General features: G+C 59.7%; 13 protein-coding genes, 3 tRNA genes and 1 riboswitch. Of the genes, 7 read left to right on the top strand and 9 right to left on the bottom strand.

Translation table 11 applies throughout. From position 1 onward, the window contains the following. Positions 1-49 precede the first annotated feature (49 nt). From orn to Bravens_RS00365, 3 genes are read left to right on the top strand one after another with little or no spacing between them, the layout of a single operon-like run. Positions 50-673, top strand: a complete 624-nt coding sequence (gene orn, locus Bravens_RS00375; protein ID WP_231864037.1) for an oligoribonuclease — start codon at positions 50-52, stop codon at positions 671-673. Positions 674-675: 2 nt separating this feature from the next. Next, positions 676-2,391, top strand: coding sequence for a glycosyltransferase family protein (locus tag Bravens_RS00370; RefSeq protein ID WP_062019337.1), 1,716 nt, complete (start codon positions 676-678; stop codon positions 2,389-2,391). A gap of 28 nt (positions 2,392-2,419) precedes the next feature. Next, a complete protein-coding gene (locus tag Bravens_RS00365; RefSeq protein ID WP_280512866.1) occupies positions 2,420-2,914 on the top strand; it encodes a methylated-DNA--[protein]-cysteine S-methyltransferase in 495 nt (164 codons plus the stop codon). 88 nt (positions 2,915-3,002) lie between these two features. On the opposite strand, the gene Bravens_RS00360 is transcribed toward Bravens_RS00365, so the two are convergent. Continuing rightward, the gene (locus tag Bravens_RS00360) at positions 3,003-3,863 is read right to left on the bottom strand and encodes a hypothetical protein (protein WP_157452667.1); all 861 of its coding nucleotides are present in this window, start codon (positions 3,861-3,863) and stop codon (positions 3,003-3,005) included. A 96-nt stretch (positions 3,864-3,959) separates the two neighbouring features. Then, positions 3,960-5,687: a hypothetical protein gene (locus Bravens_RS00355; protein WP_062019330.1), complete on the bottom strand. Its 1,728-nt coding sequence runs from the start codon at positions 5,685-5,687 to the stop codon at positions 3,960-3,962. 289 nt (positions 5,688-5,976) lie between these two features. Between Bravens_RS00355 and Bravens_RS00350 the strand changes: the two genes are divergently transcribed. Next, positions 5,977-6,052, top strand: a tRNA-His gene (locus Bravens_RS00350). A 79-nt stretch (positions 6,053-6,131) separates the two neighbouring features. On the opposite strand, the gene Bravens_RS00345 is transcribed toward Bravens_RS00350, so the two are convergent. Continuing rightward, the gene (locus Bravens_RS00345) at positions 6,132-7,136 is read right to left on the bottom strand and encodes an LppM family (lipo)protein (RefSeq protein ID WP_062019328.1); all 1,005 of its coding nucleotides are present in this window, start codon (positions 7,134-7,136) and stop codon (positions 6,132-6,134) included. Positions 7,137-7,290: 154 nt separating this feature from the next. Then, positions 7,291-7,403, top strand: a riboswitch (SAM riboswitch). Between the two features lie 42 nt (positions 7,404-7,445). Here Bravens_RS00345 and Bravens_RS00340 point away from each other — a divergent pair. Then, positions 7,446-7,967 (top strand): hypothetical protein, encoded by a 522-nt coding sequence (locus Bravens_RS00340; protein ID WP_244878085.1) that lies wholly within the window; start codon positions 7,446-7,448, stop codon positions 7,965-7,967. A gap of 83 nt (positions 7,968-8,050) precedes the next feature. Here Bravens_RS00340 and Bravens_RS00335 read toward each other — a convergent pair whose 3' ends face one another. From Bravens_RS00335 to Bravens_RS00310, 6 genes are all read right to left on the bottom strand, one after another. After that, on the bottom strand, positions 8,051-9,049 hold the full coding sequence (locus tag Bravens_RS00335; RefSeq protein WP_062019325.1) for an NADP-dependent oxidoreductase: 999 nt from the start codon (positions 9,047-9,049) through the stop codon (positions 8,051-8,053). 191 nt (positions 9,050-9,240) lie between these two features. After that, positions 9,241-9,594 (bottom strand): hypothetical protein, encoded by a 354-nt coding sequence (locus Bravens_RS00330; RefSeq protein WP_157452666.1) that lies wholly within the window; start codon positions 9,592-9,594, stop codon positions 9,241-9,243. Positions 9,595-9,783: 189 nt separating this feature from the next. After that, entirely contained in the window at positions 9,784-10,122 is a 339-nt protein-coding gene (locus Bravens_RS00325; protein WP_062019321.1) for a hypothetical protein, read from the bottom strand. Between the two features lie 497 nt (positions 10,123-10,619). Continuing rightward, a tRNA-Lys gene (locus Bravens_RS00320) sits at positions 10,620-10,692 on the bottom strand. 157 nt (positions 10,693-10,849) lie between these two features. Next, positions 10,850-11,203, bottom strand: coding sequence for a GroES family chaperonin (locus Bravens_RS00315; RefSeq protein WP_062019319.1), 354 nt, complete (start codon positions 11,201-11,203; stop codon positions 10,850-10,852). A gap of 29 nt (positions 11,204-11,232) precedes the next feature. Further along, entirely contained in the window at positions 11,233-11,526 is a 294-nt protein-coding gene (locus tag Bravens_RS00310; RefSeq protein ID WP_231863960.1) for a DUF3618 domain-containing protein, read from the bottom strand. A 124-nt stretch (positions 11,527-11,650) separates the two neighbouring features. Here Bravens_RS00310 and bcp point away from each other — a divergent pair, with 124 nt between their 5' ends. Then, a complete protein-coding gene (gene bcp, locus Bravens_RS00305; protein ID WP_062019317.1) occupies positions 11,651-12,118 on the top strand; it encodes a thioredoxin-dependent thiol peroxidase in 468 nt (155 codons plus the stop codon). Positions 12,119-12,245: 127 nt separating this feature from the next. Further along, positions 12,246-12,327, top strand: a tRNA-Leu gene (locus Bravens_RS00300). The last annotated feature ends 511 nt before the right edge of the window (positions 12,328-12,838 follow it).

The raw sequence follows: 12,838 nt of genomic DNA, 5'->3' as shown, positions 1-12,838 counted from the left end.
TAATATGGGCGTCGTGGCTGTAGACAGAATTGTATGGATTGACTGCGAAATGACCGGCCTTGAGGTCGGCACGGACGAACTGATCGAAGTCGCGGCGATTGTCACCGACTTCGACCTCAAACCGCTTGACGACGGCATCGACATCGTCATCAAGCCGTCTGAGGCCGCGCGGAACAACATGAACGACTTCGTGACGAACATGCACCGCGAATCCGGGCTGATCGACGAACTCGACCAGGGCACCACGGTTGCCGACGCACAGAAGCGCGTCTTGGACTACATCCGTTCGCACGTCCCGGTTTCCGGCAAGGCGCCGCTGGGCGGCAATTCAGTCGGCACCGACAAAATGTTCCTGCAGCAGCAGATGCCGGAACTCGTCGACTATCTGCACTACCGCATCATCGACGTCAGCTCGGTTAAGGAACTGGCCAAGCGCTGGTTCCCGTCGTCGTACTATTCCGCTCCTGCCAAGACAGGCAACCACCGGGCCCTTGGCGACATTCTCGATTCCATTGCCGAACTCGCCTACTACCGTCGTGCGGTGTTCACGGCAGACGCCCCGGATTCAACAGCTTCGGCCAAGATCGCATCGGAGATCACCTCCGAGTACTTCCCCACCGACTCAGCCGAAAGTGACCAGCCGCAGTCCCCAGGCACCTCGGCAGACAGCTGAACATGAGCACCACCGCCGCTCCCCTGACATCGGCAGACGAAGGAAACGAAATCCCGCTGGGCAAGCGGGACTCCCGCTACCGTTTCTTCGAAATGATCCCGGCGCTCTTCAGCTACGGGAACCTGGCTGCTGTTGTCATTCTGTCGCTCATCAACCCCACGTGGGGTGCGCTGTGGGTGCTGGCGATCGTCGCCTATATGTTCATTCGCGGTGTGCGAGGTGCGATTGACCTTGTGCGCGGGCTGCGGCGTTTTCGCCTTGCTGCCCGCGTGGACTGGAATGCACGCTTGCTGGACATTGCGCTGGTCTTGGACGGCAAACGAGTGCCTCCGACCCCGCCGGGATCATTCAGGGCAGCCCAGCATCGGCAGCTGCTGCGGCAAATTGGGAAGAACCCGCAGAACTACCCGCACCCCGCCCGGGTGCAGCACGCTGTCATCATCGCGGCGTACAACGAACCCTACGAAGTCATCGAACCCACCATCCGCGGACTGCTGTACACAACGACACCGGCGGATCACCTGCACATCTTCTTCGCCTACGAAGAGCGCGGTGGCCCGGACATGCAGCTGACAGCGCAGCGGCTGAAGGAAAAGTACGGCGCGAAGTTCGGCACCTACGAACTCGTTGAACACCCCCGCGATATCCCCGGTGAAATCACCGGTAAGGGCGGCAACATCACCTACGCCGGCCGGCGCACAGCCATGTGGGCGGAAGAAAACGGCTACGACCCTGCCGAAGTCATGGTCACCACTCTCGACTGTGACAACAAGCCGTATGAAAGCTACTTCGACTACGTCGCCTACGAATACATTCGGGCGGAAGACCGTCAGCGGGCGTCCTATCAGCCGATCGCGCTGTACCTGTCGAACATCTGGGATGCCCCCGCGGTCACCCGCGTGATCGCATCGGCCAACTGCTTCTTCAATCTCACACAGACGGTCCGGCCGTTTTCGCTGCGGAACTTCGCATCACATTCGCAGCCGCTCGATGCCCTTATCGACATGGACTTCTGGTCCACGCGCACCATCGTCGAAGACGGCCACCAGTTCTGGCGGTCGTACTTCCATTTCGATGGCAACTACCGGGTGATCCCGGTGCACGTGCCCATTTATCAGGACGCGGTGTTGGCGGGGAACCTGGGCCAGTCGATCAAAGCGCAGTTCAAACAGCTGTCCCGCTGGTCCTACGGAGCATCTGACGTTCCGTACGCCGTTAAAGGCTGGGCCAATTCGAAGCCCAAGTTCTTCCGCACGCTGTGTCAGTTCATCCTGCTGTTGGAAAGCCACGTCACGCTTGCCAGTGTTTCACTCATCATCGCCGTAGGCGGTTGGGTGCCGTTCCTGGTTCTGCGTGCCACCGGCGAAAACGCACCGGAATTCACCAGCAACATGCCGTTTTTGGTCGGCGCCATCCAGCAGGTGGCCATGATCATGCTGCTCACATCGCTGCTGGTGTTCGTGAACCTGCTCCCACCCAGGCCTGTGCGCTATTCACGACTGCGCTCAGTGTCGATGCTTGCTCAGTGGCTGTTGTTCCCCTTTACGCTCATGATCTTCAATTCCTCAACAGCGCTCGTCTCTCAAGGCCGGCTGCTGTTCGGCAAATATCGCGAAAACTTCGAGGTCACCGAAAAGACGGTTGTGAAGTCGAACGTCGAACCTTCGGCACGTCAGATCAGCCTGCAGCGCATGGACATAGAAAACGACGGCCGCTGACCCTATGTGCTCAGCCCGTCACGCCCATGTGATTCTGCCGACGGGACCCACCGTTGTCATCGCGCACGACGATCAGCTGGTGGGCGTCTATCACGTGCCCATCAAGCACAGTCCCGAACCGGAAGTTTTCGGGCGGGAGCTCAGCTCCGCCTCGGCAGCTGGTGATCCGGTCATCGGACTGGCACTTGAGCAGCTGCGTGAGTACTTTGCCGGGCAGCGGCAGACTTTCGATGTTCCTATTGCCCTGCACGGCACCGACAGTCAGAAGCGCATTTGGCAGCTGCTGCTGGACATTCCGTTTGGCGAACTGACCACGTACGGGCAGATTGCCCGGCGGCTGGGCAAACCGGGCATGGCACAGGCTGTTGGCGGCGCTGTGGGGCACAATCCCATCAGCATCATCGTGCCGTGTCACAGGGTGATGGGCGCCGACGGCGGTTTGGTCGGCTATGCCGGCGGGCTTGAGCGCAAGCGGATGCTGTTGGAACTTGAGGGGCACACGCCAGACCGCCCGCTGTTCTGAAGATCCGGTGCCGATGTGCCGGGGCTCCCGGGTGCCGAGACCCCGGGATTTGGTGCTCCACCTCGTAATTGCGCGGCAGATGCCGCACTCAGCCGCGCTGCTTCTGGTCTTTCTGTGAGCGGCGCAGGAACAGCCACGCCGCCACAATGACAGCCAAGCCCACGAGGATTGTCAGGCCACCCCACAGCAGGCTACTGCTGCGAGCTTCAGCATTGTCCACGCCAGCCTGGCTGCCTTTCAGCGCGGAGTTGCGGCTGCCGTCTTCGGAGGACTCGGCCTGTTCAGCTTCGGGGGTGGGAACGGGGTCGTTGACCGCACCGCGGTTCTGTTCGGCATAGCCGCCAGAACCTGCACCCGGGCTCTGCGGAACCCAGTTCGTGCCGCCGTTGCCGGTGTCCGGATAGCCGCCCTGCCGACCGGAGCCGTCACTGTTGACGCGACCGTCGGGAGGCAGCGGCGTGCTGTCCTGGGGACCTGTATTCGGCAGACGGGGGTTGTCGGCTGGAGGATCCTCGGGTTCGTCCGGCTGCTCCGGGTCTGGTTTCTCAGTTGGCTTCTGAGTGGGTTTCGACGTGGGCTTCGGCTTTTCGGTTGGCGTGTCCGTCGGAGTAGGAGTACCGGTCGGTTCGTCGCTCGGATCGCCAGTGGGTCGGTCAGTAGGTTCGCCAGTCGGCTGCGTCGTCGAGCCCTGTGACGGTTTGCCGCTTGGCCCGCCCGTGGGTGAAGTGTGCAGCGCATCGGTGGGCTCAGACGACTGTGCAGGTTCGCTCCCACCGTCGTTGCCGTCAGGATCAGTGGGTTCGTACGGGGTGTCTGAGGCTGTTGAAGTCGCGGTGGGATCGTTTTCCGGCTGCGAGGCTGCCGGGATGGCGATTGTGAACAGCAGGCCGGTGGCGGCAAAACAGCACAGCGCGACGGCTATCGCCGGGCGCTTGAACGTGATTCTCATGCTGCCTTCCGGTGTGTGCATCAGCGTTGTACGTGCTCAAATATGCATGCTCAGCCGCTCGGAACGTCTGACCGAAGTACGGCGCAACGCCCGTTATTACCCTTCGTGTGCTTGTGCGTAGCCTCTGATTGTATCGGATTCGCTGCGGACGACCGCGTATTCGCCGTCCGAATCGACGGCCATGAGGTTGTTGCTGGTTTCGTAGGCGGCGTCACCTGCGACGATTGCGGGGCTGCCTTCGACCACTGCGGGCGTGTATGTGCCGCGGGGTTCCCCGAAGCGCACATTTTCGCCTGCCTCGTCACGTACCAGCAGGCCGGTCTTCATGTCGAAGAGGTAGGGACCGAATACTGCCAGGTGGAAGCCCTGCCCCCGTTCCCATTTGGCTTCGGAGATTCGGTTCGCCTGAGCTTCGACCGTTGACACGATCTTGCCTTGGCTGGTGTCGCTGACTACGACCTGCACAGAGGCGTCGGATTCGAGTTCGGTCCCGCTTTCGCCCCACACGGTGACGATTTTGCCGTGTCCGGCTGTCACCCATTTGAGGATGACCAGGTTTCGGCCGGGTTTTTCGAGTGAGAACTTCTCCGTCAGGCCAGTGTCGGTGTCGGATACTGCGACGTCGCCGTCGAAGGCGGCGGTGATGATTTTCCGACCGTCGAGCCCCATGGGGGTGAAGCCGGATTCGATGCCCACAACGGGGTGCACTTTGTCATCGTGGAAGTGGTAGAGCTTGTCGTCAGCAACGATCATGGGTGATGTTCCGGCCAGCGAGATTTCGGCGTTCTTGGGAAGTTCGTACTTGTGGGTTTTGTCTTCACCGTCGAAGAGGACTTCTGCGGTATCACCTGAGCGCAGCAGGAGGGCTGGGCGGTTGTTGATTTTGGTGTCGGCGGCAATCTGGATGTCGCCGTCCATGGTGATGTTTGTGCGTTTGCGGCCGGTTGCCGGGTCGTAGATGTCGACGGTTTGGTTTTTGACTACGACGATTCCGCGTTCGGATGCACTGACTGATGCCGCAGGGTCGACAGGGAGTTCCCACGCAGGTTCATTCTTGAATCCGGGAACGACGCTGTCTGATTTTTTGAGGCTCAGTTTGGGCTGTTCGGCTCCACCGGAGACATTTGCTGAGGTTTCTTCCAGCCCGCCGTCGGGTGCGCCGACGAATGATGGGATGACCCACAGAACGATGACCACGATCAGCATGACAGCCAACACGATTGACGGCACCAGCATGGATGGCCTGCGTTTGCGGCGGTCTTCGTGTGCGGTCCTTGTTGGTTTTGGTTCGTCAGAGAGCAGCCGGGTCAGCAGTGATCCGTTGCCCTGCCGGGTGCGGTGGCGCCTTGCGGCTCGCCTTGTGCCGTTTTCTTCCGAGGTGCCACCAGGCTCCTCCACCGGCCCGTCTGCCCTTGCTGGCCGGGGTGCGGAATCACCCTCCGGGGATCCCGCAGCCGAGGCGTATGGCACGGCTGATTCTGTGAAGGGTGCCGAGGTGTCCGCCTGATTTTCCAGCCCGCTCCCCTGGTCGGGAGCTTTTGATTCTTGCGCGCTTTCGACAGTGCGGTCTTCTCTGTTCTCTACTGCGTTCTGCGGCTGGATTATGGGAAGTTCGCTTGTTGCCACTGTTCCATCAGCCGCGATGACCACGGAATGTGAAGAATCACCGTCGGTGATCTGCACGAATATGGGGTGATCGTCGATTGCCGCTTCGTCGCGGACGGCCGCAAGTGCTGCGCCGAGGTCGCGGCACTGTTCCGAGGCGCCGTCGATCGTCAGCAGGACAGTTCTGTCCTCAGCAAAGCTGACGTCAGCGTGCTTCATCCTCGGGCTTTCTACTGGGGAGTCAAAAGGGGATTGGTTCCAACCTGCCAGCGGGTGGGTGGCCCGCTGTTTCACCTGAGTGATTTTACGCCGCGCATATTGCAGTTCCCAGTTTGCACGGAAAACGTTATGGCTCGTTTATCTGCTGGTGAGAACGTGACTGTTCGCTGTGTGAATGCAGGGGTTCAGCCAGGCGCCTGTTGGGCTCGACGGAGTGAAACATGAGCCGATTTGGCCTTACGGCCGAGCGTGGCTTACCATTGTCAATGCTGTCCAAGCGGCAGTGATGGTGGCTATAGCTCAGCTGGTAGAGCACCGCGTTGTGGTCGCGGGGGTCGCGGGTTCAAGTCCCGTTAGCCACCCCAGTCAATTCCCGGGCACCGTTCATATGGCGCCCGGGAATTTTTTGTGGGTGAGGTTGGCAGCCTCGACAGGTGTGACGGCTTATGCCTGCGGCGGTTGCGGAGGTTGAGGCGGCACCGGTCCCGAACCCTGAGGCGGACTCTGCCAAGGTTGAGGCGGCACCGGGCCTGCCCCTTGCGGTGGCATCGGACCTGAGCCCTGCGGAGGGTACGTCGGCACCGATCCCGAACCCTGAGGCGGCTGCCCCGGATACCCCTGAGTCTGCACCTGGCCCGTGTAAGGCCCGGATCCCGGATAGGCAGAAGTCTGCCCGTCATAGGGATACTGGCCGCTGACTACTGGCGCGGAAGGCTGCCCAGCGTTCTTCTTTTTGAGGAGCAGGAAGATGACGACGGCACCGATGATCAGCAGCAGCACCACGCCGATGATGACGAATACGAGCAGCCACGGGAAGCTGGGTGCTTCCGCATTGACAACGATAGTGTTCTGCCCGTAAGAGCGAAGGTCGTAGGTCACGGTGTTGCCGTTGACGCGACCGCCTTCGGCATCAATAATGTCGCCGGGAAAGGCCAGCGTCAGCTGTGCTTGAGTAACCGTTTCTGACGGGTCCACAGGGAATCCCAGATTTCCCAGAACCGTAGCCGAAACCGGATTTTCCATACTCATCGAGATCACGCCGCCGTCTTTTTCCAGCATGATGTCGGGACCAGGCACACCGTCGATGTCGAAGTCCTCGGCCACAACCTTGTCGAGAGTGATCATGATCGCGATTTCCGAACCAGTTTTGACTTTCTCGACGGTCGCCCCTTCCGGGATACTGTTCTGTAAGTCGCTGACCAGCCCATCAGCGCGTTGATCGAGTTCGCTCTCACTCAGCACAGATGTGAAAATCGACTTTTCTTTTTCAAGACGAACAAGGTCAACACCCATCTGGTAGGTGCCGCTGACAAGCAAATCTTCGTCAATGTCGAGATTGATGTCCGCCTTTCCGGCGGCGACTCCCCCACATCCGGCAAGAACAAGTCCCATGATCAGAGCCAGGCTGATGGCCAGTGCTCTGGTGAGTTTCGGCTGCAGGTTCTGCATAGGGTTGCCTCCGGTTGGTTCCCTGCTTCACTTTGCGGCGTGTGTTTGAGCGTGATTCTAGCCGCAAACAGAGAGGTTGGGACGCGTATGCAAATATGACGATTTGTTACCGCTTCCGCCCGAAGTTTCTCCAGTTCCAGTATGTTGTCAGCAGGTTCAAGAGTTGCAGCTTTCAGTACCTGGCTGGCTGCACGGCAACCCTCTCCATCGAGCGGGGTGCCCCAGGGGAAGAACCGGCATGAGCAAACGTTCATGCAAGTCGATGGATCCCGTCGCACAGACGCACGGGATCCGGTAAGGAACATTCCCATGTCTACTCACCGTGGCAACACCGGTACAGGGACATCTGACGACGTCGACCCAACGGATGGTTGGGGCGAAGTCCCTGAAGCTGATCGCCCTCTGTGGTCTCGCTACATGCTCGACCATTGCCCTGCGTTCCCAGGGGCGACCATCATGAATTTCATTGCAGGCAGCGTCGTCAAAGGCGGTACGCGCGTCCCTCAATCCTGGAAGGACACGGCCGCAGAACTGCACAATGCCGGGTTCAGCCCGATCCAGTACTTCTTACTCGCTGAGCTGCTGACGAGTGCGCGGAAGCAGGGCGAATTGCGGGAAACCCTGCACGGCCATCTTTTTAAACAGTGGTTCGGCGATCCTTATCCGGATTTTCGGCTCAATGCGGATGCCTGGCGGCCCTGGCTTCAGCGTCTGCAGAATGCGCAGTCGCCCAGCCGAGCGCTAAGCCACATCCTTCATGGGTGGAACCTGCCGCCCTTGGGCACGGTGAGGTTCACCAAAGGAGGGAATACGCAGGTCGTTTCCGACTGATCAAGCAAAGAGCGTCCTGCCAACAAGGCGGGACGCTCACCGCTTACGTGGCGAAGCTCACCACGGTCTGCGAATCCCAGTGGTCACATCTCAACGACCATCTTGCCGGTGTTGCCGCCGGTGAACAGCTCGAGGAATGCCTCAGGCATGGCTTCGATGCCGTGGCGGGTGGTCACGTCGTATTTGATGTCACCCTTGAGGACAAGCGGAGCCATGCGCTCCTGGAATTCAGGGGCGGCGTCCAGATACTTGCCGAGTACGAATCCACGCAGAGTGAGGCACTTGCCGATGGCCAGTGCGAGGTTGCGCGGGCCTGAAGGTTTCTCGGTGTCGTTGTACTGAGCGATTGCGCCGCACATGGCGACGCGGCCGAACTCGTTCATGCGGGCAATGGCTGCTTCGAGGTGTTCTCCGCCGACGTTGTCGAAGTACAGGTCGATGCCTTCGGGCGCGGCTTCTTTGAGCTGCGCGGAAAGATTGCCTTCGCGGTAGTTGATGGCGGCATCGAAGCCGAGCTCCTTGAGCCGCTCGACCTTTTCGTCGGTGCCCGCGGATCCGATCACCTTCGATGCGCCGAGCTGGTGTGCGAACTGACCAACAGCCGAGCCGACTGCGCCTGCCGCGCCGGAAACGAAAACGACATCGCCTTCCTTGATTTCGGCAATGCGGGTCAGCCCAACGTAGGCGGTCAGACCGGTCAGGCCGAGGATGCCCAGGTAGGCGTGCGCGGGCGCCATGTCGAGATCGACGGGCTTGGCGGACGACTCATCGACGACGGCGACATCCTGCCAACCCAACGAGTGGCTGACGGCGTCACCCACTTTGAACTTCTCAGAGCGGGATTCGCGGACGATACCGACAGCGCCACCGGTCATCGGCTTGTCGATTTCGAAAGGCGGAATGTAGGACTTCACGTCGTTCATCCGGCCGCGCATGTAGGGGTCAACCGTGTTGACCTTGTTCTCTACGAGGATCTGCCCGTCGGAGAGCTCGGGAAGCTCAACTTCTTCGAGGCGGAAGTTGTCCATGGTCGGTGTGCCTGTGGGGCGGGAGGCCAGCACCCACTGCTTAGAAGTCGTCATGAAGCACTGCATCCTTTCGTCAATGAAGCCACTGCTTAACCCACAGGGCCTCGATGCTTGTCACTTCTCGCCCAGTCCAGCACTGAAAAGCATGCAAAAACTCCAAGCGGAATAACAGCAGCTCCCATCTTTCGATGAGAGCTGCTGCACATGGGAATCTGTTGTAGAGGATTAAAAAATTATCTATGCGATCAGAGCGCGGCCCGCGATGGTTGCTTCCGCTCAGCGATCAATTCATCGAATTCTGGGATGCTTGCTTCAGCATCCGCGTCAATTGTTGAGACGATCATCTCGAATACCTTCAATGTGTTTTCGGTAAGACGACGCAAGTAGAGTTCCTCGTCTTCGCCGTCATACGGAAGGTTTACGACGACTGCCACTTCATTGGAATCGTCCTTGACGACTGTGAAGTATTCACCTGTATTCAGCTTCGCGGTACATGAGTCGCGTTCTTCGCGGACAGGCTGAACTCGCTGGTTGGTTCTGATCTGATCCCAGAATTTGCCGACTGGCATATCGACCTCTATGAGTGCAACGTAAGACATTGTTCACCCCTCCGATACTTCGGTCAGCCCACGATCTCGAGTCAACAAGTTTACCTTCATGCCGCCAGACTGGTGTCTCCTAAAGAATTCTTTTACGCCTGGCTTCGGGCCTTCTACGATCATTGTCGCGCGGTGAATGTCAACGACCGTCTGCTCCACCGCTTGTACGTTTGCAGTTATTGGTAATGGTTAGACGAGTTTGCCTGCTTTTCGGTGCAACTCAACAAACGGGTCGAAGTAATAGCTGAAGTTGAACCTGTCTTCCTCGGTACCTTCTTCCTCAAGCACCTCAAGGAACTCGTTCCCGATCGCTACTGCTTCTGCCAGCAGTTCGTCATCTTCAATAATCACGCCAGCATCGACAACTGCACTATAAGCATCGTCAAAGAATAGAGACGGCTCTTGTTCGAACGGCGTATAAACTCGCCTGGGCTCACGTCCACGTGATTCGTCAGCAATCGCAAGCAGCGAATAAAAGACGCGATACATCGACTCGAGGTACCTATTGACGTCATCAAACTCTGACATCGGACCGCCCTCCCCACAGTAGGGACTTAGCTGCCCCTCGTTTCCGTAAACAAAAGCAACCCCACACCCTGCGCTCTGTGGGGTTACTGTTCTCTCGAGCATTACGCACCTGCAGGCCAGTGCCTTTGTTGCAGGAGCGGTGCGGTGAGGTAGTTACGGTATCAGTATTTCGAGCAGGGCGGCTGCTCGCTTACGGTAGAAGCCTCCGTCGACAAGCGCAGCTGTCGTGATTTCACGAAGCGGCATTCTGTAATCTCTCGCCCTGTGCATTTGCGGCCTCCACTGCATACGCGAAAACCTCAGTCGTCGGCACTCTCCTTATCGGTGGAGGGTCAACGGCTGAGGTTGATACGACCACAATAGTCGTGCCGCAGTCGACCAGTCAACCCTGCGCATGAAATACAGCCCCTCGCAACGATCGATGAGGCGGGAACGCATAGGCCTCAAACGAAAGAAACCGCCGCCCAGCGATGCTGGACGGCGGTCTTGGTGATTCGTACACCCCCCGGGACTCGAACCCGGAACCCACTGATTAAGAGTCAGTTGCTCTACCAATTGAGCTAGAGGTGCGCAACGAGAAACTACTATACACGCTTCCTGCGGCGGTGGGAAATCGAAATCAACCCAAATCCGGCCTTTGTGACCAACCGCACAAGACCGAGCTGAGCGGCGCCTCGTGCGATCAGGGAGGGCAGCCCCGACGCCAAACCAGCAGCCGCCCTAGCGGCTACAGGTACAGGCCGGTGCTGCCCTCGCCCGCGGTCTGCGAGATCGCGTGGATATCGCGTTCACGCAGAAGCGTGTACAGGGATCCGTCGAGTTCGACCTCGGCGCGGTCTTCTGGGTCGAACAGGATTGTGTCGTGCAGGCTGACCTGGCGCACATTCGGGCCGGTGGCCACCACCGTGCCCCATGCCAGCCGCTTGCCCATGGCCGCAGTTGCGGGGATGACAATGCCAGCAGAGGACTTGCGCTCTCCCGCCTCTTTGTCCGGCTGCACCAGCAGACGGTCGTGGAGCATGCGGATGGGAAGCTCGCCGGCGGTTTCTGCCGCCGGCCGAGTACGCGACGCTTCAGACATACAGCGAATACTTGCCGATCAGTGCCTGATCAGTACTTGCGCTGGCTGCGCACAATGCCCAGAGCCACGATCGCTGCAGCGCTGAGAACAAGGCCGCCGACGAGTGCGGCGGTGTCAGCGCGGACTGAACCGTCCGAGTTGACGGCAGCTCCCTTGACCCGGCCGGTTGCGCGAGCGGCAATGGCCTTGGGGTGGACTTCGCCGATGAGGGTGTCGATGTTGGCAGCCAGGCGCTGTTCGCGCAGGCGGATGGATTCTTCGAGCTGTGCCTTCGAAGCGTTGTCGACAGTGATGTCCGAGGTGTAGACGTTGCTCACGCGCATTCCTTTTCTTCGGAAGTCTGCTTACTCCCCCGAGCTTACCGTGACCGGCTGACACCAGGCGGCAGGTGGCAAGGCAGGTGGCAGAATGAGACGCAGAACAAGGCCTCCTAACGAAGGGAATGCAATGACCCGCCTGGAGATCGGCGACACCGCCCCAGATTTCACTCTGACTGATCACACGGGTGAGGACGTCACCCTGTCTGACCTGCGCGGCAAGCCCGTCATCGTCTACTTCTACCCGCGCGCCATGACACCCGGCTGCACCACGCAGGCATGCGATTTCCGTGACAGCCTGTCATCGCTGAAGTCTGCCGGCTACACCGTGTTGGGCGTTTCACCGGACAAACCGGAAAAGCTCGCCCAGTTTGTGGAAAAGGAAGGCCTGAACTTCCAGCTGCTGTCTGACCCGGACAAGCAGGTTATGACTGAATGGGGTGCGTTCGGTGAAAAGAAGAACTACGGCAAGATCGTCCAGGGCGTGATCCGCTCCACGATCGTGTTGGATGAAGAAGGTGTTGTGAAGGTCGCCCAGTACAACGTGCGCGCCAAGGGCCACGTGGAGCGCCTGCGCCGCGAACTCGACATCAACTGACCAGCCGACAACACCCGAACCGCTTCCCCACCTCGGCAGCAAGCCACCTCGGCACCTCGCCCCAATCCCGCGAACCCACCTCGAGCCCCACTGACCAAGGTCAGGGTCTTGTATGCTGGGTTCGCCCGCGCGAGTGGCGGAATTGGCAGACGCGCTGGATTTAGGTTCCAGTGTCTTCGGACGTAGGGGTTCAAGTCCCCTCTCGCGCACAGCTGTGAAGTCCCGGGACATCGTTCACTCGATGTTCCGGGATTTTTTGTTGGGATTTAGCTGACGAGGTGCCGCCCACCCGGGCACCCGTACGCATGGGGAGATTCAGCTGGTCAGGCAAGACCGAGCTCGTCCACCACTTGCACGACACGGGCGCGCTGAGCCTCGGCAAGGCCCTGTATTGGCAACGGCAGGCACCCGTGCTGCACCCAACCGAGGTGCTCGGCGATCGCGGCGGTCACACGCAGACTGCCCCCAAACTCGGCGAACAATCCCCACAAGGATTCGAGCCGCTCCGATTCTGCCGCAGCCTCGCCCTCGCGGCCCTCTTGTGCGGCGCGGGTGATCGTGAGGGCAGGCTTGGGCAGTGTGCCGCCGATTACCGGCTCTTCCGGTTCTAGAGTGCGTTGACCCGGGCTGATAGCTGCCCGGAGTGGAGAAGACAGCGCAGCACGTAGTGGCCGAAGTTCCTAAACCCCAACCCGATACCGCGCAGGTGCTCGAGGCGCC

The sequence above is a fragment of the Brevibacterium ravenspurgense genome, assembly GCF_001584615.1.
GTDB classification, from domain to species: Bacteria; Actinomycetota; Actinomycetes; order Actinomycetales; family Brevibacteriaceae; genus Brevibacterium; species Brevibacterium ravenspurgense.
This window is presented reverse-complemented; position numbering and strand designations above follow the sequence as displayed.

Coding starts and splice junctions, on each gene's coding strand:
- bcp (WP_062019317.1), top strand. CDS start 11,651: ATGACCCGCCTGGAGATCGGCGACACCGCCCCAGATTTCACTCTGACT.
- Bravens_RS00345 (WP_062019328.1), bottom strand. CDS start 7,136: ATGCAGAACCTGCAGCCGAAACTCACCAGAGCACTGGCCATCAGCCTG.
- Bravens_RS00360 (WP_157452667.1), bottom strand. CDS start 3,863: ATGAGAATCACGTTCAAGCGCCCGGCGATAGCCGTCGCGCTGTGCTGT.
- Bravens_RS00340 (WP_244878085.1), top strand. CDS start 7,446: ATGTCTACTCACCGTGGCAACACCGGTACAGGGACATCTGACGACGTC.
- Bravens_RS00330 (WP_157452666.1), bottom strand. CDS start 9,594: ATGTCTTACGTTGCACTCATAGAGGTCGATATGCCAGTCGGCAAATTC.
- Bravens_RS00325 (WP_062019321.1), bottom strand. CDS start 10,122: ATGTCAGAGTTTGATGACGTCAATAGGTACCTCGAGTCGATGTATCGC.
- Bravens_RS00310 (WP_231863960.1), bottom strand. CDS start 11,526: ATGCGCGTGAGCAACGTCTACACCTCGGACATCACTGTCGACAACGCT.
- Bravens_RS00335 (WP_062019325.1), bottom strand. CDS start 9,049: ATGACGACTTCTAAGCAGTGGGTGCTGGCCTCCCGCCCCACAGGCACA.
- orn (WP_231864037.1), top strand. CDS start 50: ATGACCGGCCTTGAGGTCGGCACGGACGAACTGATCGAAGTCGCGGCG.
- Bravens_RS00370 (WP_062019337.1), top strand. CDS start 676: ATGAGCACCACCGCCGCTCCCCTGACATCGGCAGACGAAGGAAACGAA.
- Bravens_RS00315 (WP_062019319.1), bottom strand. CDS start 11,203: ATGTCTGAAGCGTCGCGTACTCGGCCGGCGGCAGAAACCGCCGGCGAG.
- Bravens_RS00355 (WP_062019330.1), bottom strand. CDS start 5,687: ATGAAGCACGCTGACGTCAGCTTTGCTGAGGACAGAACTGTCCTGCTG.